Source organism: Paenibacillus sp. J22P15 (assembly GCF_056269345.1).
Genome location: NZ_JBWDNT010000027.1, coordinates 44690 through 65261 on the forward strand (window position 1 = coordinate 44690; position 20572 = coordinate 65261).

At 36.7% G+C, this 20572-nt stretch carries 21 protein-coding genes; 19 read left to right on the top strand and 2 right to left on the bottom strand.

From position 1 onward, the window contains the following. Nucleotides 1-441: 441 nt before the first annotated feature. The 6 genes from AC0YN6_RS28065 (at nucleotide 442) to AC0YN6_RS28090 (ending at nucleotide 11844) form a co-directional block, all read left to right on the top strand. Nucleotides 442-6210, top strand: coding sequence for a DUF4011 domain-containing protein (locus tag AC0YN6_RS28065; RefSeq protein ID WP_475751226.1), 5769 nt, complete (start codon nucleotides 442-444; stop codon nucleotides 6208-6210). 249 nt (nucleotides 6211-6459) lie between these two features. After that, nucleotides 6460-7005, top strand: a complete 546-nt coding sequence (locus AC0YN6_RS28070) for a competence protein CoiA family protein (protein WP_475751228.1) — start codon at nucleotides 6460-6462, stop codon at nucleotides 7003-7005. A 24-nt stretch (nucleotides 7006-7029) separates the two neighbouring features. Then, nucleotides 7030-7767, top strand: coding sequence for a hypothetical protein (locus AC0YN6_RS28075; protein WP_475751230.1), 738 nt, complete (start codon nucleotides 7030-7032; stop codon nucleotides 7765-7767). Nucleotides 7768-7949: 182 nt separating this feature from the next. After that, a complete protein-coding gene (locus tag AC0YN6_RS28080; protein WP_475751231.1) occupies nucleotides 7950-8816 on the top strand; it encodes a hypothetical protein in 867 nt (288 codons plus the stop codon). A 482-nt stretch (nucleotides 8817-9298) separates the two neighbouring features. Further along, nucleotides 9299-10876 carry an S-layer homology domain-containing protein gene (locus AC0YN6_RS28085; protein ID WP_475751261.1) on the top strand — a complete coding sequence of 526 codons (1578 nt, stop codon included), beginning with the start codon at nucleotides 9299-9301 and terminating at the stop codon, nucleotides 10874-10876. A gap of 260 nt (nucleotides 10877-11136) precedes the next feature. After that, nucleotides 11137-11844, top strand: a complete 708-nt coding sequence (locus tag AC0YN6_RS28090; protein WP_475751233.1) for a restriction endonuclease — start codon at nucleotides 11137-11139, stop codon at nucleotides 11842-11844. Nucleotides 11845-12191: 347 nt separating this feature from the next. On the opposite strand, the gene AC0YN6_RS28095 is transcribed toward AC0YN6_RS28090, so the two are convergent. After that, nucleotides 12192-12395 (bottom strand): hypothetical protein, encoded by a 204-nt coding sequence (locus tag AC0YN6_RS28095; RefSeq protein WP_475751235.1) that lies wholly within the window; start codon nucleotides 12393-12395, stop codon nucleotides 12192-12194. Nucleotides 12396-12562: 167 nt separating this feature from the next. On the opposite strand from AC0YN6_RS28095, the gene AC0YN6_RS28100 reads away from it, so the two are divergent. Further along, on the top strand, nucleotides 12563-12700 hold the full coding sequence (locus AC0YN6_RS28100) for a hypothetical protein (protein WP_475751237.1): 138 nt from the start codon (nucleotides 12563-12565) through the stop codon (nucleotides 12698-12700). Nucleotides 12701-12730: 30 nt separating this feature from the next. Next, the gene (locus AC0YN6_RS28105) at nucleotides 12731-12892 is read left to right on the top strand and encodes a hypothetical protein (protein ID WP_475751238.1); all 162 of its coding nucleotides are present in this window, start codon (nucleotides 12731-12733) and stop codon (nucleotides 12890-12892) included. A gap of 163 nt (nucleotides 12893-13055) precedes the next feature. Here AC0YN6_RS28105 and AC0YN6_RS28110 read toward each other — a convergent pair whose 3' ends face one another. Further along, a complete protein-coding gene (locus tag AC0YN6_RS28110) occupies nucleotides 13056-13529 on the bottom strand; it encodes a DUF3888 domain-containing protein (RefSeq protein ID WP_475751240.1) in 474 nt (157 codons plus the stop codon). Nucleotides 13530-13768: 239 nt separating this feature from the next. Here AC0YN6_RS28110 and AC0YN6_RS28115 point away from each other — a divergent pair, with 239 nt between their 5' ends. The 11 genes from AC0YN6_RS28115 to AC0YN6_RS28165 all read left to right on the top strand — a co-directional run bounded on the left by AC0YN6_RS28115 (nucleotide 13769) and on the right by AC0YN6_RS28165 (nucleotide 20459). Further along, a complete protein-coding gene (locus AC0YN6_RS28115) occupies nucleotides 13769-14539 on the top strand; it encodes a nucleotidyltransferase domain-containing protein (RefSeq protein ID WP_475751242.1) in 771 nt (256 codons plus the stop codon). A 282-nt stretch (nucleotides 14540-14821) separates the two neighbouring features. Continuing rightward, complete coding sequence (locus AC0YN6_RS28120; protein WP_475751244.1) at nucleotides 14822-15277, top strand: hypothetical protein; 456 nt, start codon at nucleotides 14822-14824, stop codon at nucleotides 15275-15277. Nucleotides 15278-15436: 159 nt separating this feature from the next. Next, the gene (locus tag AC0YN6_RS28125; RefSeq protein ID WP_158081857.1) at nucleotides 15437-15922 is read left to right on the top strand and encodes a GyrI-like domain-containing protein; all 486 of its coding nucleotides are present in this window, start codon (nucleotides 15437-15439) and stop codon (nucleotides 15920-15922) included. Between the two features lie 166 nt (nucleotides 15923-16088). Further along, a complete protein-coding gene (locus AC0YN6_RS28130; RefSeq protein WP_475751247.1) occupies nucleotides 16089-16454 on the top strand; it encodes a hypothetical protein in 366 nt (121 codons plus the stop codon). A gap of 137 nt (nucleotides 16455-16591) precedes the next feature. Then, nucleotides 16592-16975 (top strand): hypothetical protein, encoded by a 384-nt coding sequence (locus AC0YN6_RS28135; RefSeq protein ID WP_475751249.1) that lies wholly within the window; start codon nucleotides 16592-16594, stop codon nucleotides 16973-16975. A gap of 148 nt (nucleotides 16976-17123) precedes the next feature. Next, nucleotides 17124-17738, top strand: coding sequence for a Type 1 glutamine amidotransferase-like domain-containing protein (locus AC0YN6_RS28140; RefSeq protein ID WP_475751251.1), 615 nt, complete (start codon nucleotides 17124-17126; stop codon nucleotides 17736-17738). A gap of 212 nt (nucleotides 17739-17950) precedes the next feature. Beyond that, on the top strand, nucleotides 17951-18481 hold the full coding sequence (locus AC0YN6_RS28145; RefSeq protein WP_475751252.1) for an SMI1/KNR4 family protein: 531 nt from the start codon (nucleotides 17951-17953) through the stop codon (nucleotides 18479-18481). A 206-nt stretch (nucleotides 18482-18687) separates the two neighbouring features. Next, on the top strand, nucleotides 18688-19143 hold the full coding sequence (locus AC0YN6_RS28150) for a GNAT family N-acetyltransferase (RefSeq protein ID WP_475751254.1): 456 nt from the start codon (nucleotides 18688-18690) through the stop codon (nucleotides 19141-19143). A gap of 84 nt (nucleotides 19144-19227) precedes the next feature. Then, the gene (locus AC0YN6_RS28155) at nucleotides 19228-19479 is read left to right on the top strand and encodes a DUF3986 family protein (RefSeq protein ID WP_475751256.1); all 252 of its coding nucleotides are present in this window, start codon (nucleotides 19228-19230) and stop codon (nucleotides 19477-19479) included. Nucleotides 19480-19560: 81 nt separating this feature from the next. Then, nucleotides 19561-19914, top strand: coding sequence for a hypothetical protein (locus AC0YN6_RS28160; RefSeq protein ID WP_475751257.1), 354 nt, complete (start codon nucleotides 19561-19563; stop codon nucleotides 19912-19914). An 83-nt stretch (nucleotides 19915-19997) separates the two neighbouring features. Next, entirely contained in the window at nucleotides 19998-20459 is a 462-nt protein-coding gene (locus tag AC0YN6_RS28165) for a GNAT family N-acetyltransferase (RefSeq protein WP_475751259.1), read from the top strand. Nucleotides 20460-20572 lie beyond the last annotated feature (113 nt).

A 20572-nucleotide genomic window follows, 5' to 3' on the forward strand; every position in this document is an offset into this window, starting at 1 on the left:
TGAATCTGCTTTTGTAATAACCCATTGAGGGAATTTGGCTTTTATTCCTTACTATCAGTAATATCATAACTGTTAATTATCTTCGTCTCCTTACTTAAAGAATCCGTATAAGTGAGATTAACTGACAACCTTGTTTCTTTAATTTTTTTGGTCAGGCGATAAATCATGCTCAAAGACATAAAAGGCGTGCCCATAACACTTGAGAAACCAACTTTACGCCAAAAACGAGCAGCATCATCGTCTTGTGCCCGTAACATTATAATTTCGAAACCGAAATTTATCTCAGCAATATAATCGAACAAAGCGCCATTAGAATTAGAGTTGTAACAGTGGTTGTATCAAATTTAGCTATATCGTGGTACAATTTTCCTAATATAGTAGGTCGTACGGTTGGAAATTTCTTTTTTATTCTTAATAATCTGTAACTTGAAGGTGGAAATTATGGCCAAGCAACTTGAATATCAATTACATAATAGAATTGCAAACTGGAAAAAAAACCTTATTGATATGAGCAAAAGAAATACACTACTCAATTTCAAACCTAAAAGAAACAATAGTGTTAAGTTTCTAGATGATCCATCGAACTTATATAAATTGCTTGTTGATGATGAAACGCAGTTAAACTGTGAAAAGCTAACTACTCATTTCTCCATACAGATCTCGAAGATTCAATCCATGGCGATTGAAGAGTTGGATAAGAAAAAGCGGATTGCTGAGGAAACACAAAATTACAAAAAAATCCTCAACAAGCTGAGAACGGCTTCAAAGACTCGGATGAATGAACAAGGAATAAACATATCATATCTTTCATTTGGTCTTTTGAAATGGAAAGAAACGCAACTATCAACCACCTCAGATTTCTTCTTTGCACCACTATTGCTGGTGCCCGCAACATTGAAGAGAACCAGTGCGAATGACCCGTTTACTTTATGTCCTTTTGAAGACGATATCGTTATCAATCCATTTCTTGCACACATGTTACGCGAGCAGCACGGCATTAACTTGCCTGAGCTGGTAGAAGATTCAGTGAGTTTTAATGTAGCGGAATTATGGGCTGAGGTTCGAGAGCTAATTGCGAATCTTGAAGATTGGAGCGTCGAAGAGGACGTTTATTTGTCTTTGTTTTCCTTTAACAGGCTTGTTATGTACAAAGACATGGAAACCTACAAAGACTTGATCGAAGGGCATCCTTTGATTAGAGAAATTGCAGGTGTATCCGATGAAGAGAGTAGAAAGCAAACGTTCGATCATACTCGTATTCCTGATGAGTCTACAATGGACCGCGAGGTTCCATCACACGAAATTTTTAATATTTTGGATGCTGATTCTAGCCAGCAACAAGCAATTCTGGCAGCTAAAAACGGAATGAGTTTTGTACTTCAAGGCCCACCTGGAACGGGTAAAAGCCAAACGATCTCTAACATCATTGCCGAGAATTTGGCTAACAACAAGAAGGTGCTTTTTGTCAGTGAAAAGATGGCTGCACTCAATGTTGTTAAAACTCGTTTGGAGAACGAGGGGCTTGGAGATTTTTGTCTTGAAATGCATAGCCAAAAAGCAAATAAGAGACAAGTGCTGGATGAATTAAATCATGTCATTAACAAACAACCATCGAACAGGAAAATCTCAAATGAAGTGTATGGTCAGATCAATGTAATTAGAGAAAAGTTAAATACTTATTCTGAAAAGGTTCACTTTATCAGGGAACCCTACGGAAAAACGGCATTTGAAGTTCATGGGATATTGTCCAAGTTAGAACAAATTCCAGAATTAATGGTCGGCTTTAATATTAATGCTGACACAGAGCTTGAATCGATATATAGGCTCTTGACTGATCTTGAGCGTTATAGGAGTTCTGTTTACAATTCGGACTTCCATCCATGGGAAGGCTTTAATGACGAGAGTTTCTCACTTGAGTTAAAATCACGAGTCAAAATTTTTTTAACGGAGTTTGCAAGACAATTAAAAAATACGGAGAATGTGAGTTCCAACATTGAAGACATCACTGGAATTAAAACAGCTTCATTAAACGAGATGCAAAATGCAATGAACATATTGGATATGGCAATTCGTTCACCAATGCCTCCAGTGGGATGGTTTGATAAAAAGAACATATCGCAAATCATTAATGATGCAAAGAACTACCAAGAAAGTTTTTTATCATTCTTAGATGACAAAAAGAAGCTTTTGGAACAGGTGAGAGAAAGTATTTTAGATGAAGAACAGCTTACACTGCTATATGACCAATTGTTTATTGAAAATAAAAAATTAATTTCTTCGATTTCCGAAGAAAAACGCGCAGAGATTTTACTTAATAAAAGTGAACTCATAGTTGGTATTGATGATTTTAGAACTACTACTGACAAGATCCAAGGATACTCAGAGACAGCATCTGTGCTGGGAATATTTCAACTTGATAATTTAGAAGAATTAAAACGATTATTGGTGTATTCTTCACTTTTAAATAAAAGAATCATTCCAACTGTGGAATGGTTTGAGGAGAATAAGTTTGCTGAAGTAGTAATCCATGCACTAGCCACTAAGAACAAATACGAAGAGATTGAAACGATTCGCCAAAATTTATTGTCTAAGTATAAAAAGTCATTTTTGGAAGTCAATGCGGATAAAGCATTGATTGATTTCGAAGTAAAAGAAAAGAAACTGAACTCATTTAGTTATAATCAAGAATCTGTTGATACTTTTTTGTATGACCAAAAATCAAAGATACAGACAACATTTAATGACGTGTTCAATAATATTAAACTCTTCAATACATATAAAGCTGAATTTGAGGAGATATTCGGCATCCAAATAAATAATGTTTCTTCCGTTGATAATTTGGAACTGGTTATCGGATTAATTGCTAAAACACCTCGGCCCCAAGAAAGTTGGTTCAATTTAAATAGTCACCACGATATCCAGACTGCCATACGAGAAGGCAAAGACCTATTTGGCAAGTACCTGAATGAATACAATAAAGCAGTTAATTTGTTTGAAGAAGAGGTTTACGACGAGAGGATATATGATATTTTTGAAAAGTGTGAAGACAAGTATCAATCATTTTTACGTGTTTTAAATAGTTCGTACAAGAAGGATGTTAAATGGTTAAAGGCTAACTTAAAGTCCAACGACAAAGTTGATTTTGAAATGTTCCATAAATATGTTCGGAATGTAAAAAGAGTGATGGACTATAAGAAATCTATTAGTCAAAAAGAAAATGAACTTAAGACATCGCTCGGATGGCACTATCAGGATGCTGAAACAAACTGGTCCCTAATTGAGCAGGCGCTGTCTGTCACAAGAGAAACGATAGAATGGCACCAAGGGAGAAACATTACCGCATCACTAAAAGATCTTTTAATAAGACCAGCGGGAAGAGTGGAGCAGTTAACAGCTTCTTTTAATCAGTTAAACCAAATAAGCAACAACTTAAGACAAGGGATTAAACTTATCCAAACTGAGTTTCCAAATTTGTGTCATTTAATTGGTGGAAATACTACAAACATTAATGTAAATGAGCTGAATTCTAATCTACAAATGGAATGGGAAAAAGTTGAATCCTATTTCACTTATGTTGATGAATTCGCCAAACATTTTCACAATGCAATGAGTCTCAGTGTACTGGGTCTTAAGCAAGATTTAAAATATGTAAGCGAGCTAAACCAAGAATCCAAAACACTTGAAGAAGGATTTCATCGCAGTGTTAAGCTCCTTGGTGTTTCATTTAAGGGGAAAGACACGGATTGGATTAAGTATCTCGGATTTGTTGACGACTTTGCTTTAGTATTCAAAAACAAAGTCATCATCACTCAGGTATTTAAAGATGCAATGCTTCGCGGTGAATTGGACTCACTAATTGATGATATCAAACTTTCTAAATGCATAAGCAGCATTGAAATAGAAATGCCCTTATATAAAGAAGCATTACCTAAAATTTTTACTGGCTATGAGGGACCAGGATCTTTCTGGCCGATTAGTGAGTTTAGCAATCAGCTAAATCGATTAAAGCAGCAAGTTTTAGAATGGCAAGAAGGGTTTACAAAAGTTAACTCTTATTTTCTGGCCAGCTTATCATTTGAAGAAACCAGAGCAGTTTTGGAAAAAGCCGTTCAAGTTAAAAGCCTGAAAGAACGAATAGACGGCGAATTAGAAATCATCAAAGAAGTATTCGGGGATCGCTTTACTGGCTACACAACGAATTGGGAACAAATTTTCGATGCGTTAGCTTGGACAGATGAATGGCATGAATTATTTTCTAATATTGAAATACCTTCGCAAATCTTGAGTTTTGTCAGTGCTGAAAGTAAGCGGGATAAAAGCGAATTAGTCGAATTGCTCAGTCGCGCCATAAAGGAATATGATAATATCCTCAGCCTGCGAAAAGATTTTCATTTTTACTTCTCGACTTCGTCGATATTTAAATTAGAGTTTTCGGACATGGAGCTGACTGAACTTTTGCATTTTGCGGAAGTCAGATTGGGTGCTATCGACCTTTTGGAAGACTGGATCAGATACCAACGCCTTGAAAAGCATGCTGCTGATATGGGTTTAAATCAGTTTATGATTGCCATAAAGAAGGAGAACATTGGTGAGTTTACTTTCAAGGATCTATTTCAAAAGCGATTCTTTAAAATTTGGTTGGATCAAATTTATAAACAAGAACCTCTTCTTTATGAATTCGACGCGGATGTTATGGATACTGACGTTACAACATTTAGAAAGTTGGACAAAAGCAGTAACCAATTAAATGTTCACCGTATAAATGAGAAATTGGAATCGAATCGCAGTCAGGCGATTAATTCCCTAGCATATCGCCGAGAATTACAAACCATGCAAGCTGAAATCGGGAAGAAAAAGAGGCACTATCCAATTAGGAAGCTATTGAATTTAACAGCTCCATTATTCATGGAGATTAAGCCTTGTATTCTTATGAGCCCGCTATCCGTCAGTCAATTTTTGGACGCTTCCGTTATTCAATTTGATGTGGTGATATTTGATGAAGCATCTCAGATCTTCTCTGAGGATGCAATTGGCGCAATTGTCCGTGGGAAACAAGTCATAATCGTAGGAGATACAAAGCAACTTCCTCCCACAAACTTTTTTCACAGCAGCATGATAGAAGAGGACTTTGATGAAGACCAAGAGGAAGAAGATATTACGTACGAAAGCATCCTTGATGAGTGCGCGCATGTACTTCCGCAGATTAACCTGCGTTGGCATTATCGAAGTAAACATGAATCATTAATCACTTTCTCAAACCAGGCATTTTACCATAACAATCTGATAACATTTCCAAGCTCTGATAATAGTGCATACCTAGGAACTGAGTTTGTTCATGTTGAAGACGGAATATATGACCGCGGCGGGAGTAAGACGAATAAAATAGAGGCGGAAAAAATAGCCCAGTTGGTTATTGAGCATTTCAGAGATCACCCTGCACAGTCATTAGGAGTAATAGCATTTAGTGAAGCGCAAGCTTCTGCAATTGAAACTGAACTTGCGATTTTAAGAAATGCTAACCATCGTTATGAACGTTTTTTCCAAGATGGGGCACATGAAGAATTTTTCATTAAGAGCTTGGAGAATGTTCAAGGCGACGAGAGGGACGTTATATTCTTGAGCGTCGGTTATGCGAAAGCTTCGGATCAGACACTACACTATAACTTCGGCCCTTTAAGCAAAGCACGTGGAGAAAGACGGTTGAATGTAGCTGTAACGCGCGCGAAGTATCATATGAAGCTAATTAGTTCATTAAAGCCGTCAGATCTTTCTGACGTAAAAATCCATGGAAACACAGGACTTCGTTTGCTCAAAGATTACATGCAGACTGCAATGGATGGCAAGTTGCCCGTCAGCATGACTAAGCACGCTGAGCTTGAATTTGACTCACCTTTTGAAGAAGATGTATATTCCGTTCTAACTGATCTTGGGTTTAAAGTAAAAACTCAGGTGGGTTGTTCAGGGTATCGGATAGATTTGGCTGTTGTCGATCCGCTCAATGAGAACAAGTTTTTGTTGGGTATTGAATGCGATGGTAAAGCGTATCACAGTTCAAAAGTCGCGCGTGATAGAGATCGATTACGGCAACAGGTACTGGAAGGGCTAGGATGGAAAATTTATCGGATTTGGTCACAAGAATGGTTTAAAAAACGCAAGTTTGAAATAACGCGACTTAGAAACCATTTAGAGAACTCAAGATATTTAAATTAAAATTGTCTTATCAAAAGCTAGAGAAAACGGCTTGTTGGTCGTCTTTTCTAGCTTTTTCTATTAGTACTCATATAATTTGTTAGACTAAGTTTTTGGAAGATTCACAAAAAAGGTCTCATTTTTGAATCGCTCGCCACAAGAATCGTGAAATATACAGTCGATTCGGTGGATAGAGTGTTTGCAATGCAGGATTTTCCAAATCGTATATAGAACTAATTACCTATTCGACTTGTGCTGGAGGGTTTCGGAATGGACATTGCGCATTACGAAGGATTAGTCATAAACATTAATAAAGAAGTTAGTAAATTCAGTGAATCAGATAAGGAAAATGCGATCGAGAAATACAAGAGGATCGCGGAGAAAGGCGCGATGTCATGCCCATTTTGTAATGAAATGCTGCTACTACGGGCAGGAGAAATTCGTGAAATTCATTTTGCCCATCTCAAGGGCAAGACATGCCAAGAATCAGATGCATACGATACCTACCGAAACCAAACACAGCGGGAGAATAAAAAGCATTCAGTTATCAAAGAAATTATTTATACTGAACTTAAAAGCCAAGAAATAATAAAACCCGATTTGAAAGTTGAGTATGGATATATAGAAAAGGCAACTGATAAGTGGAAGCATTACCCTGATATATACATGAACAAAAATGGTAGGGAATTCGCTATTTCGGTTATTACAAATGTCCACGAAATCGGTGATGACAAAGTCGTAAAGACAATTAATAATCGTAATCAGTATTTTGCTGACAAAGGTCTGGAATCCATATGGTTTGTGGAGGACAGGTAGCTGACTGATGATTTCAGTCACAGAGTGCTTCATCTGTGGGAGGCCGAGTATGGGCTTGCCATAAAGACGGAGGAAGACCGTATCTGGGACAGATTCATAGGAGAGATCATCCAAGAATTTCCTGAATTTAATATTTGGGACATGTTTGGGTACAAAGCATACGCGCCTATGGAACTTGATGTGCGCAGTTTGTATTACGTTCATTCGACAGGTGATGAGATCACATTCTCAGTGTATCGTCTGATTCTGGACGAGAAGCGAAAGCCGTTTCGCGCATTTTCTGTAACAAGCGGATATCGAATGCATATGTCAAATGCGCTTATAGTTCGAGATGAAATATTACTGAGTGACAAAGAGTGGGAGGAAATGGATCGAATCAGTTTTGCGAACAATGTGGTGGAGAAAATTGAAGAGATTCAAGCTCGTGAGGAGGCTAGTATAGTGGCCCAACAAACCGCTCAAAAAGCCGCTAAAGTGCCCTTGAAAATGACGTTTCCCGTCTTTCATGAGGTCGCAGTCTCAGCGCCAGAGTCAATCGATATTGATATATTGGAATACATGTCAAAGTTGAAAAACCTTTCAATTAAGCAGTATGAGGCTAAAGTATTGTTCTATTATATGAAACGATATCGACATGAACTTGAGGATTATGGCTTGACATTCAAGGAAGTAAAGCAACTAATAAATTACGCGTTAAGCAAAATAGGGAATCCTGACATTCGTGAATGGCTTGTTGAGATTGAGTTTCTTCGGGTGGAGTAGGCACTTAGAGAGCTTGTTGAAACGAATGGGGGGACGGGTATTTATTGATCATTAATTTGAGTTTAAACAATTGGCTTTATCCATGGAGTCAAATTTCAAAGGCCAATTAAACGAAGAGTTCATTTAATATAAGAATTCGTAAAATAGAAGTTATCGGAAGTAACCAATGTACTAAGAGGAGAATGATGATGAGTAGACTAAAATTAAATCTATTATCTAACGGATTAGATTATTTAAAACGAGGACTTCAAGAATATTGTTTTGATGACGCAGAAACCTCATTAAAATATGCAACTCTACATATTTATCAAGCTATTGAATTATTGCTCAAAGAGAGGTTGCATAGAACAAACCATGATTTAATTTTTACTAAACCTGGATCTAAAAGGACTATCTATTTGGATGAAGCTATTGTCAGGTTAACTACTATTGGTGTTTCAATTTCTGCATCTCATATAACTACTTTGATATCTTTAAAATCAATTCGTAATGAACTTTCTCATTATGAGATATCATATGAGAAGAAAGAAATCTCTTTAATAATTTCAAATAGTATTGATTTTTTTCATGTTTTTTTACGATCAGAATTGCAAGTTGATATGAAAGACATTTCGGACAATGATGAGTGGGTGTTGTTAACTGATAAAGTTGAAAGCATAAAGGAACACTATCTGGAACAAGCAAAGCTAGAAATAGAACGAATTAGAATAGACGAAAAAATTGAAGTCAACAGTAATGATATTGATGCAGAATGTCCAAGATGTATTTCTCAAACAATAATAATACAAAATAGAAACCAAACTCATCCTTATTGGCAGGGAAAATGTCTCATTTGTGATCTAAAAGCATTACTAACTCAGTGTCAATTTTGCGGAAAAACGATCGTTGATTATGGTGGGTCTGAAGTATGTAATAGATGTGGGCATGACACTTTTGGGATAGACGTTTTTGAACCAAACAAAAACAGAGAAGAAATAATAAAATTACTTGAGAATATTGAAGGTCAATTAGATTGGTTTCAACAAAGTAAACAAAATAATGATAATTAAATATTATATCCTGAACTAATCATTTTATTGTTAAAGTACTCTCTCTGATACTTGTCTGCATGCAAGTCAGAAGTTAACTTCTGACTTGTAACATTTTCGTATTACAGGTTAAATATTGAACATGGTATGTTTTCTGAGGTAAGAAGAAGAGAGTTGAAATATGAACTTGAAAAATATTACGGAAAGTCTATGCATGTAGGTATGAGGTACCCAAGATTGTTTAACGCCTCAAACTAAGATTGCCTTAGAAAATAGGGAAACACACAAGATACAAAATAGATATAGAAATGGAATTTCATTATCATCATCCACTATCTAGAAAAATTAAAAATAGTTGATGGTATTATTTTTCAATAAAAAAGCGAGCTTAGCTATGCAATGAATGTTATTTAGCAAAATCAAGTGTGACCCGTGATTATCATGTCATATGAGAAAAAATGTATACAATAAGATTTATCACTGGAGGAAATTGTTTGAAACTTATGCGAATCATCATAAGACTCGCACTACTTATGATTGTCTGTTCAATAATCCTTGTCCAGATAGTTAGTGCTCATAGTGGTGGAACTAATAGTAGTGGTTGTCATAATGACCGAAAAAATGGAGGTTATCATTGCCACGGGGGCAGTTCATCGACTCCGAGTGCACCAACAACTCCTAACTTATCTGATAAAAATTGTGATGACTTTTCCGATCATGCATCAGCTCAAGCTTATTATGTTCAATATCCAGGAACGGATTTAGATAGGGATAACGATGGCATTGCATGCGAAGCGTTGCCTGGTGCTCCTGCAAGGGATGGCGTTACGACGTGGAAAACCTATAAAAGGGTCGACACCAATGAACAAATTGTTTGGGAAAACCTTCACCTTCAGATGGGGGCAGAACATACAATACCATCTTTTACTGACATTAAGGCCACTAACTGGGCATACAAACCAATCTCTGAGCTGGCTCAAAGAAAACTGATCGTTGGTTATCCTAACGGATCTTATCGACCTAATGATGCAATTACCTATCAGGAAGCAGTTACTATTTTAATGCGCTTGTTTCCGCAAGTAACTATTGATACCAAATTGAAGACAAATTCGACCCGAGCGGACATCGCCGCTCTTCTTTATTCAGCTCTTTCATCGGAAATACTCGGAGGGAATGAAAAGCAGGATGTCACTTTTAATGATATTGGACAAGAAGATCCCTACTACCAAAACATACAAACGCTTGTCAAACTAGGTATTTTCAACGGGTTTAAAGATGGATCATTTCGCCCTAATGCACCTGTTAGCCGTGCACAGTTTGCAGCTTTGTTATATAGGTTAATTGAAAATAATTATCTCCCTTCATTACATGTGGAGAAATTTTCCTATAAATCTGAAAATGCCTATGACGTAACTTTTATACGAGGGGATTCCCGAACTTCTCTGACGCACCCTGTGGTTGCAGTACAGGTTAATCAAAACAATAAATGGATTCCAGTCTCAGATGTTTCGATAAAACTCCAATTGCAATCACCTGTATATTCAATAGAATTTAAAGATCCACTGTCTTTCGATAAGATAGCTCTAATTGTATACGATCCTTTGTACGAAAGTTGGGCCACGTCTGAAGTTTTTGTACTTGAGTCGTCAATATCGCTTATGCCTGCTTATGCTGCCTATTCAGAGAAAATCATTGCTATCGAAAATGAATACTCAACATTGAAAAGGGACTTAGAAGATCAATTGACCAGCCTGGCTGTAAGTGAGACATTGATTGAGTATTATAAGGAAAGGTATTTGTACTATCTAGCAAAAGCCAATGAGCTTTCAGATGGAATAGCCGTATTGCAATCAAAAGAAAATCCAACTTGGGAAGATAGCCTTAAAGTAACAATGATGCAGGACAATCTATCAGTCCAACAATCAATGGTGACATTCTACGCTGAAGAAATAGAAAAAGCTGCTGAATATCAGAGGGTCAAAGAGGCGCTAAGCCAGGCTAAAACTGATTATGAGGTAAGAAAAAAAGTTGTAGAGAATGAACTCAAAGACGCGATCGCTGCATTCAACAAAGCCATCTAGTTCATTTAAAGATGGTTACGGATTGTCCAGAACTTGAACATCGTTTTTCTAAATTCAGTCACGGTTGTCTGCTAATAATAATGAAAATATATTGCAGAAGAATTCCAGATGTGGTGCTGTAAGAAGTTGAAGCGAAGTAAATAAAATTCCTGTCAAACGCCTTGGGTATCCAAGGCGTTTATTTCATTATTCGAGCTAAGTTTAGAAGATGGATGGATATGGTTGGAATTGGAATAATAAATTCAACTAAGGAGGTCATTATGGCAAGGAAGTATAGACGTCGTCGAAAAAACTATGGCAAAAGAAATTCGAGAGAAGCTATTTTAGTCATTGTTGCTGCTATATTATTTTTTGTGTATTTCATCATGATGGCAATCGCATCAGCTATTGATCAAACCATTGATTATTACACTCAACTGGGTTCTTTCAAACAAGCGATCTTAATTATTGTTGTCCTATTGGTCATATATTTTTTGGACAAAGCAAGGAGGCTAAGAAAGAAAAAGCGGGTTGAGGATCAGATTCGAAAGCAAAATGAAATGTTACTGGAACAAAAGAGGGAGTTGCTTCGAAAAAAGAGCCTTGATTCACTTAAACAAATGGGCCACTACGAGTTCGAGCGGTACATTGCCCAGATGTTTAGTTTTGGAGGCTATCAATGTGAGGTAACAAAAAAAACAGGGGATGGTGGGAAAGACATTATTATGCGCAAAAGCGACCAAATTCATTTGGTTGAGTGTAAAAAGTACAACAACACCAAGGTAGGAAGACCAGAGATCCAAAAATTCCATAGTGCCATAATTGAAATGAATGCTAAAGATGGATTTTTTATTACGACAGGAGAGTTCACTAAACAAGCTTTAGAGTGTGCTAAAAGTAAACCTATTGTTCCTGTTAATGGAACGTTGTTGCTCGATATGATTGAGAGATATGCAAATAATGAAAGTTCGGATTTAACCATACATTAGACGAATTAACTAGAACCTTGGCAAATATATTTTAGTACCTCTTCAATCTCGGAAGGTGTGATCAGTGTAACGGCTATTCGCATTAACATCGCAAAAGACAATAAAATAGTAAAAAGCCTTACTGATAACACATCAGAAGGCTTTGAAATTCAATCATCTTGTTATTAATTAAAATGCTCTTTGAACAAACTATACGAACCCAAAGAGTAACACAACTACGGATACACTGGGCATAAACCATTTATTTACGGTATCCAAGCGTTTACTAATGCAGATGAGCTGCGGAAAAACCAAAGATACAATAAGATATACCCTAATTCAATTCCCATACTTTGGTCAATGTAACCTCATTTAGCGTAAACGAACTTACAGTTCTCGCGCATATAACTCTTATTTTGGATTTTTATTATTTTATCAGTGATCTCTTCAATTCGCCCAGATCCGATTAACTCATCGTCTTGAAACGCTAGTATGTTCGTTTGATCGAGTACGGCCGTATGAAAGTGAATGGCCGATGAGAGTTGGCAAAATCCTTTGTACCTTTTCGTCATTTTACGTCACCTCATTCGGAATATTCGACAATTAAACCTATTTATCCTGCACATATTTCCTAACTCTGCTTAAAGTTCTATGCAATAAGCTACTGATTGAAATGTTAATATTGATACAGGAACATTAGTTCGTATATAATGAGAACACCAATACAAAGGACGGTGTTATGATGAGGAAAAAACTTGAGGGCAATGGCTTGTGGGAATCGAGTCGTATGATGTTGCCTGAGCATAAAGTGGCTTTGAATGAACACAGTATAGAAATGAATAAAAGGCAGCGGATCGAACTGGATGAACAAGAGTAGGAAGACCTTTCAAGGATCGTAGCTGAGTCGATGCAACACCGCGTAGAAATCAGTATTGATTTGTTTCACCCAACAGAGAAGCGTACCGTCTTTGGAGTAGTGGCTAAGGTTGATCATTTGAATGGACGCATTAAGATAGATAATGAATGGCTCCTAATTCGGGATATTGAAGGGGCAAAGGTTGAGGAATAATTGACTACTCGTTGATTACAGACTTAGAAACTTAAAATTGCATTAAACCAAACACTCAAAAATTTTGGCTATGTTAAATCTTAATGTTGATTTTCAACCTAAAGAAAACCGCCCTACGTGAGGCAGTTTATTCAGCTAACGTTACCCGTTAAAATTGATATGGTTATTCTCTTAATACATCCTGCCAATTGGGTGGAAAATCGGACTTCTGCGGATCTTTAATGTGTTTCCAACTTAATAACTTAACATTATCGGGGTTAACTGGAGATATATCGAATGTAAGAATGTCTTTTCCAACAGGTATATGGGGACCAACAGTAGGAACAACTTCTAAAGTAATTAAAAAGTGAAATTTTCGAAATCCATTTACACGATGTACGTCCTTAACTTCAACGAAATATGGATAAATTTCTGGTGAGTAATTTAATAAATTAGCATAGATTTCGTCTATTTTCTTATCCATATGCGGTAAAAGGAACAGCATCAACATGTCTTGATACATTAATTCTTGTGAGTCTTGTTTAGGTTTGTCGGAATTAACTGATTTAGTTCTTTCTGATGCCATAACAATACTGTCATTTATGTATCCAATAGTCCCACATATAAGCAGCAACAATATTATCACCAATTTATTCATTACTCTAGCCTCCGTTCATTTTGGGGTTATTTCCCCCCTATTTCCCTTTCACTATTCTGCCCGTTAGCTAACGGGACACGATAGTTTAATACTGAAAAGGCTGCCGCTTGGCAGCCTTTTGTTCAACTAACGGGCAGGATAGTTGAATGTTTTCGCGAATAACTTAAGTCATGACGAATTTACGAAGTTCGCAAAAAAGACGTTAGCCGAAAGAAGTTCTTAGTTTAGGAGGAGTCTATATGATATTAGAAAAAGTTATAAATAGAATTGTAATACAAAGTGAATATAAGGATTTTGTTGATAAGTATATAGATAATATACTTACCGAATTTAAAGGTAAGATTCATAGCATCTATATGTGTGGCTCGATTCCAAAAGGAACTGCTAAACCTTTTAAGTCAGATGCAGACTTTACTATTGTATGTGTAAATCCCAAAGATATTGATTACGAAAGATTGTCAAATATTAAAGACAGGCTTTTGGAAGAATATCCAGTATTAACTAAGATTGATACGACAATTTGCTCGATTGACGATGTATTAAGTAAACCAAATGATTGGGGTTTTTGGGTAAAGATAATTTGTGTTTGCATATATGGTCATGACGTTGGTGAAAAAGTACCACCGATAATTATTTCTCCAGAGTTCATTTTAGACTTAAATACAGAGACCAAGAAGGAAGTAGATCGTAGACATAGTTTACTTTCTAATGCTAGTGATAACACAATGAAAAATAGATATATTAAAGGTTACTCTAAGAGATTAATTCGTGCATTATACTCTTTGGTTTTAGAAGATACAGGTGTATGGCAAGATGACATTATTAAGATGAAGAATGCCATATTAAACTATTGTGAGATTGACTCCGCTTTAGTTGATTATCTGTATGCTTGTTACTTGGATAGTAATAATGTACTTGTTGAAGAGTTTCTGGGAATTGCAGATGAAGTATATAGCTATTTTGAGAACGCGTTAAATGCAATGGCTGCTTCCAGAACTTCCTTCGACTAACACCATATTGACGCTTCGGGTCACTCTGAGAAGCGAGTGACCACATCCAGCCCCCTAAGCCCGTCGGGACGTCACTGCATTAGGTGTTCGGCAAGCCTCACAACTATAAGCAGCGACTCTAATTAAAACATAAGACTATTGAGCTAACGGGTACGATAGTTGAATAACACACATTGATGAGCAGGCACTGCGGTGGCCTGCTCTTGTATTAAGCTAACGGGCAGAACAATTCCAAAATGTGGTATTATTGATGCGTGAATATTAGTGCTGATAGGGGTTAATATGGGAAAAAGACTAGTAATGGTTATAATGCTCATCATAACATTTATACTGTTGACTGCATGTGCAACTACTACAAACATTAAAAATAACGAAGTAACAACATTTTTAACTAAAGTAGTCAACGCAAATAATGAGATTAAAAAAGCAGAACTTCAAAAAATTGACGTTGTGTATTTAACTGTGCTGTATTCACTAAACAGTGATAAACTTGATCCAGAAATTAGAGACAAAATTTTTCAAGAAACACTTGAGTTTATGTTATCAGAGAAAACAAGGCAGTCGATTGTGAAGGATTTGGGAGAAGACGACTCCGAAAGACTCTTTACTGAAGGATTTACTATACGATTTCAAAAACCTAAATCAGATACATATTGGGTTTACAAGCGCAATGAGGACGGTTGGAATTTGGTTAGTAGTGAAGGAGAAAAGAGTATAACAAAGGAAGTATTGAACTAACGGGCAGGATAGTTAAAGATCATACTCGGTGAACCGTACCACAAGTAACGGCAAGTTTTTTGGAGAATCAAATGTGCTTTAGCAGGGAAAATATGGATAGCAATCGAGATGTTATTTTATGCCTTTTTATACGATTCAGAAACCGAAAGGAGAAACGAAATGAGCGAACTAGGCGTTAAAGATAACACGTGTAGAGTGGTCAAAAGAGGATTCTCAGCAGTTGGAACAAGGCATGAAGCGAAGTATTCAGAATACCCAACCGTAATTCCGCAATCATTTGACTCTTTAATAAGTCGTATGGAGGAAATCCAAAATCGAACTGGTGAAAAATTGGCTCTATACGAACCAGGTAATTATGCACCCGATAACCTTGGAACCTACTATACAACCGCTCAAGTCACAGAGATTGGTTCTATTCCACAAGGAATGGTAAGCCAGACCACTCCTGTGTGCACTTATGCTGTCTATACGCACAAAGGTGAGATTTGGAAAATAGGTGATGCTTATGGTTCTCTTAACCGTTGGATTGATGAGAATGGCTACAAACATAGTAAAGGTTGGGTAGTGGAGTTGATGGACGAAAGATTTAATCCGACTTCACCTGAAAGTGAGCTAGAGATTTATACGCCAATCGAAGAGAAATAGTCGACGAAAGAGGAGTGACCCTGCAAAACATCGTTTGTGGGTCTTTCTACGTTCTGGCATGAATCAATATCTTTATTTATTCAGCTAACGGGTAACGATAGTTCAATGACAACAGGCTGAATTGTTAAATCACCATCGCATCTTATTCAATGATTGGGGTATCTAAATGTATAAAAGCATTCATTGGCATGCGTTTTTCAAAGTGAATACAGAGGAAAAGGCTCGGAGATTACTCTCAAGATTCGAAGAGGTTTGTGAGACGAATGCTGCCCTTTTATCCTGTGAACGTTATTGGAAGGATTCGGCTTTATATGATGTTGGTTTTAGCACATCCTTAAATAAGGACGATATTTCTCATGCCGTTTTCTCAACCCTAGTAAGTGCTCACAAATTGGCTTATGAATGGCAGGTTACTGGTCCTTCCAAATCGGAATCGGGAATTTGGGAATTTAGTGGACTAACCACTAAAACAAAAGTTGCAGGTATCGAATGGATTCAGTTTAGGTTAGAAACCGAACCATTATTCAACTAACGGAGAACGATAGCGGAGGAGCTTCCTATGTGATAGCTCCTCTTTTCTATTGAACTAACGGGCAGAATACGCAACTTAATGTCACTTCAAAACGTTACTTTAAGAAAGGCGGCTAGGATAACTTGAGGGGGAGGATTATGAAAAAAATCTTAATGACTGCAATTCTGCTATTCTTTCTGCTATTCGTCTTGATGGCTGGGTTTCTTACCTTTAGATTTGGAAGTGCCTTGTCACAAGAGGGAAATCCTTTACCTATACTTTCTTCAATATCTAAACTTGAATTTGCGAATAGTAGTTATGAACAGTATTCCAAAACAGATAAAAGCACTAGTTTCGTATCAAAGAGTGAATCTAGGTATGATGTAGTCAAGGATATTATGAAGAAAAATGGCTGGGACTTTAAAGAACAAATGGGTGCTGGTCTTACCTTTGAAAAAAACGGTCAGACAAAAGTTGTAGAGACTAGACAATATTCAAGACATTATATCCTGTCGGTTATCCCAAATGATGTATTAAGTTAACGGAAACGATAGTTCAACAATTAAGGAGCAGTTTGATGCGGCAGCTGCTCCTTTCTTCGTTAAGAAAACTAGAAGGATAGTCCAAATATGTAGTATTGTATGGAAAGGGAATATAACGAGAATTCGACCGATAGAAGGGGGAGTTGCTATGACTAAATTATTACAAACTTCATGCGGATTTCATACTGAGCAGATTAAAAGCACCTTTTTGAATTTAGTGGATGGAGAAGTCAGTCACTTAAAAGCTAGTATCATTACAACTGCTTCACCTAAAAAAGAGAATAACAGGTACGCACAAAAAGCCAAAGCAGACTTTAAGGCGATGGGAATTCAGAATGTTGATTTTATTGATTTAGAGTTCGAGAATCCAGAATTACTTACTCAGAAAGATGTAATATATATAAGCGGTGGAAATCCATTCAATTTATTATTCCATACGATTAAAAGTGGAGCCCATGACATCATAAAAAAATTAGCAGCGCAGAACGTAGTTATTGTAGGAGTAAGTGCTGGTGCGCTACTACTTGGACCGAACATTAAAATCGTACAATTCTTCACCCCTGAAATGAACACATTGAATATAAACGATTTTACGGCATTAGACATAACTGACAAACTTATTTTTCCTCATTACGATAGAGAAGATTTGTTTAAGGATGATGCTGGTAGAACTATAGAAGAAAGAATAAGGGAGTTTGAAACCATTGAAAATTGTGAAGTTACAAGATTGAATGATGACCAATCAATACTAATATTAACATAACGTATTCTGAGCGAGGACATCACTGTTTCATTGGAAAGCGATTCAACTAACGGGGAACGATAGTGGAATATCATCCATGGATGAGCAGGCGCTGCGGTGGTTTGCTCATTTTATTAAGCTAACGGGCAGAATAGTTCAATAACATAGGCTCTTAAAACAAGGTAGAAATCACTCGAGTAGCGAATGTAGTAACAAACGGAGGGGTTAGAATCATGAAAATTGACTATGACAAGTTTTGGGATGAATCAGATTATTATACAAGTCTGAATCAAGTTACGGACACTATGATTTGTGAAACAGAAAAACTCCTTGGATATAAACTACCGAATGCATATATTGAACTCATAAAATCAAAAAATGGAGGTACCCCCTTTAATACATGTTTCCCCACAAATAGGGCCACCTCATGGGCAAAAGACCATATTGCCATTACCGCCATTCTTGGAATAGGAGGTATGTGGGGGATTGACTCTATTGAACTCGGGAGTAAGTTTATGATTGAAGAATGGGGATACCCTAACATTGGTATCCTTGTATGCTCATGTCCCTCTGGCGGTCATGATGCTATTATGATGGATTATAGCGAATGTGGAATTAATGGTAATCCAAAAGTAATACATGTTGATGTAGTGGCATTTGATGAACCTAAAATTACAATACTTGCGGAGAATTTTGAAACTTTCATAAAAGGTTTGGTTCATGAAAAAGAATTCGCCCCATCTGAAGAAGAATTGAATAGTTAAGAAGTATCGGATGCTTGGATTGAGACTAATTTTTCGAATCAAATGAAGAAGGAAAATAAAGACTAGTAAGATTAAGCTAACGGCGAACGATAGTGGAGCATGCTGCCACGGTGCAGATGCTCTATTTTTCACTCAACAAACGGGCATGCTAGTTTAGCATAGTTGAAGAATTCAGGTTATAGAAGATTTTGGGGGGGATGGTCTAGGTGGATGGAATTATTATTCAAAAAGTTAATCATCTAGATACATATAAATTAAAACAGTTGGTTATAGAAAGTGCTGGTGAAGGATTTCGTCACATTAAACGGTTAGTAAACGATTATGAAACAGGAACTAATAAATTTGATAAAGATGGAGAAGCACTCTTTATCGCTTATCAGAGCAGCGATGTTGTTGGAGTTTGTGGATTGAATCAAGACCCCTATGTGAATAGCAAAAAAGTTGGTCGTGTTCGTAGGCTTTATGTTTCCGAAAAGGTACGTCGATTTGGAATTGGGCGAATGTTAATAGATTCTGTTATTGCAGAAGCTAGAAAGAACTATAAATTGCTTGTACTTAAGACAGATAACCCTATTGCAGATAAATTTTATCGCTCTATTGGTTTTTCAGTTAATATTAATTCAGAAAATGACAGCCATTTTCTTCTGTTACCGTCCAAATAACGGGTAGGATAGTTGAATAAACCATAATGTTTAGAACCTATACTTAGTGGTGAATTATTCCTAAATGAAAGAGTTAAAGAATAAATGGAAATAAGCCATTGTCACTTGGGGTATTACAAGGATGGCAATGATATCGAAGCTGTTGGTTTTTTTGAAGATGGCAAATGGTTTGTTTACTACGATGATAGTCATGATACAGGTTTGTTTGCAAAGACTCAGCCAAGACATGAATTGTTTGGTGCTGTGATTTTAATGGTGAATGACTACGAAGAAGCAGAAAATAAATTTTATGAATGGGTAGAAAGCATTCTACTTCCATATAGAAAAAAACGCTAGTCCTTTGTTACGCTAACGGGCAGGATAGTTTAATTACTTAACGAATGTGTCAATTATGAATGAGCGAAGTTCGTAAAAAAGATGTTAGGCGAAATTTGGGGGCTGTTATTTATTAATAAAAAGAAAATGTCTAGAGAATATATGAGTGATTTTTTAGCTATCAGAAAAATTGTTAATGAGTTTGACCCATTTGAACTAATCGGCATGGGGACTCCTGACGATGAGCATGATAGGCTGACTCAAAAAATCATTCGTAGCTTATATGACCATAAAATAGAAACTATAAAAGATTTATTAATTGATTGTTACGAAGAGTATGGTTCCAGTGGTAGGGACATTAAGGAAGAATACCAGGATAGTTTTAACAGAGAAATTCAAATGGCGTATAACCAAATTGAAGCTTGGTATCTCAACAACAATAAGCCCGTCGATTAAGCTAACGGGCAGTTTAGTTCCAATTTACGGTATGATAAGAGGCCGTAAATGAGGTATCTCGACAATGGGATAGGGAGGATGTAATGTTAGAGATCTACGAACTTAAAGATAAGGCTGAACACTTTGAAAAAGCAGTACAATTGTTTTGGAACCAATGGGGTACTGAGAAGAATTTTAATTTTTATCACGATTGTATGATTCATTCAATAAATACTGGTAGCGACTTGCCAAGTTTTTATATTGCGATTGAAAATGAATCGATCATTGGTACATACGCTTTGTTGCGTAATGATTTAATCTCTCGGCAAGATATATTTCCATGGCTTGCCTGTTTATATGTTTCACCCGAACAAAGAGGTCGGAAAATAGGAGCCTTATTGCTGAAGCATGCTCTTCAAGAAACCCGAAAAAAAGGGCACGACAAACTTTATCTTTGCACAGATTTGGATGGATATTATGAGAAATACGGGTGGAGTCACTTCACTAATGCTTACATCTTTACTGGTGATGAAACAAAGATTTACGAGGCCTCGACGCTAAACTAACGGGCAGGATAGTTTAATGTAAATGAAAAAAGCAACACGTAGTGGTATGCACTCGTGTTGCTTTCAGTGTTCTAAGATCTAAGTTTCTTAACGATAGGGATCCAAATTTCAGT

Bases quoted from the DNA above. Each gene is read 5' to 3' on its own strand.
- AC0YN6_RS28155 (WP_475751256.1), top strand. From the start codon at position 19,228: ATGGAAATAAGCCATTGTCACTTGGGGTATTACAAGGATGGCAATGAT.
- AC0YN6_RS28140 (WP_475751251.1), top strand. From the start codon at position 17,124: ATGACTAAATTATTACAAACTTCATGCGGATTTCATACTGAGCAGATT.
- AC0YN6_RS28085 (WP_475751261.1), top strand. From the start codon at position 9,299: ATGCGAATCATCATAAGACTCGCACTACTTATGATTGTCTGTTCAATA.
- AC0YN6_RS28105 (WP_475751238.1), top strand. From the start codon at position 12,731: ATGCAACACCGCGTAGAAATCAGTATTGATTTGTTTCACCCAACAGAG.
- AC0YN6_RS28120 (WP_475751244.1), top strand. From the start codon at position 14,822: ATGGGAAAAAGACTAGTAATGGTTATAATGCTCATCATAACATTTATA.
- AC0YN6_RS28160 (WP_475751257.1), top strand. From the start codon at position 19,561: ATGTTAGGCGAAATTTGGGGGCTGTTATTTATTAATAAAAAGAAAATG.
- AC0YN6_RS28115 (WP_475751242.1), top strand. From the start codon at position 13,769: ATGATATTAGAAAAAGTTATAAATAGAATTGTAATACAAAGTGAATAT.
- AC0YN6_RS28095 (WP_475751235.1), bottom strand. From the start codon at position 12,395: ATGACGAAAAGGTACAAAGGATTTTGCCAACTCTCATCGGCCATTCAC.
- AC0YN6_RS28080 (WP_475751231.1), top strand. From the start codon at position 7,950: ATGATGATGAGTAGACTAAAATTAAATCTATTATCTAACGGATTAGAT.
- AC0YN6_RS28145 (WP_475751252.1), top strand. From the start codon at position 17,951: ATGAAAATTGACTATGACAAGTTTTGGGATGAATCAGATTATTATACA.
- AC0YN6_RS28065 (WP_475751226.1), top strand. From the start codon at position 442: ATGGCCAAGCAACTTGAATATCAATTACATAATAGAATTGCAAACTGG.
- AC0YN6_RS28165 (WP_475751259.1), top strand. From the start codon at position 19,998: ATGTTAGAGATCTACGAACTTAAAGATAAGGCTGAACACTTTGAAAAA.
- AC0YN6_RS28070 (WP_475751228.1), top strand. From the start codon at position 6,460: ATGGACATTGCGCATTACGAAGGATTAGTCATAAACATTAATAAAGAA.
- AC0YN6_RS28135 (WP_475751249.1), top strand. From the start codon at position 16,592: ATGAAAAAAATCTTAATGACTGCAATTCTGCTATTCTTTCTGCTATTC.
- AC0YN6_RS28130 (WP_475751247.1), top strand. From the start codon at position 16,089: ATGTATAAAAGCATTCATTGGCATGCGTTTTTCAAAGTGAATACAGAG.
- AC0YN6_RS28110 (WP_475751240.1), bottom strand. From the start codon at position 13,529: ATGAATAAATTGGTGATAATATTGTTGCTGCTTATATGTGGGACTATT.
- AC0YN6_RS28125 (WP_158081857.1), top strand. From the start codon at position 15,437: ATGAGCGAACTAGGCGTTAAAGATAACACGTGTAGAGTGGTCAAAAGA.
- AC0YN6_RS28090 (WP_475751233.1), top strand. From the start codon at position 11,137: ATGGCAAGGAAGTATAGACGTCGTCGAAAAAACTATGGCAAAAGAAAT.
- AC0YN6_RS28100 (WP_475751237.1), top strand. From the start codon at position 12,563: ATGATGAGGAAAAAACTTGAGGGCAATGGCTTGTGGGAATCGAGTCGT.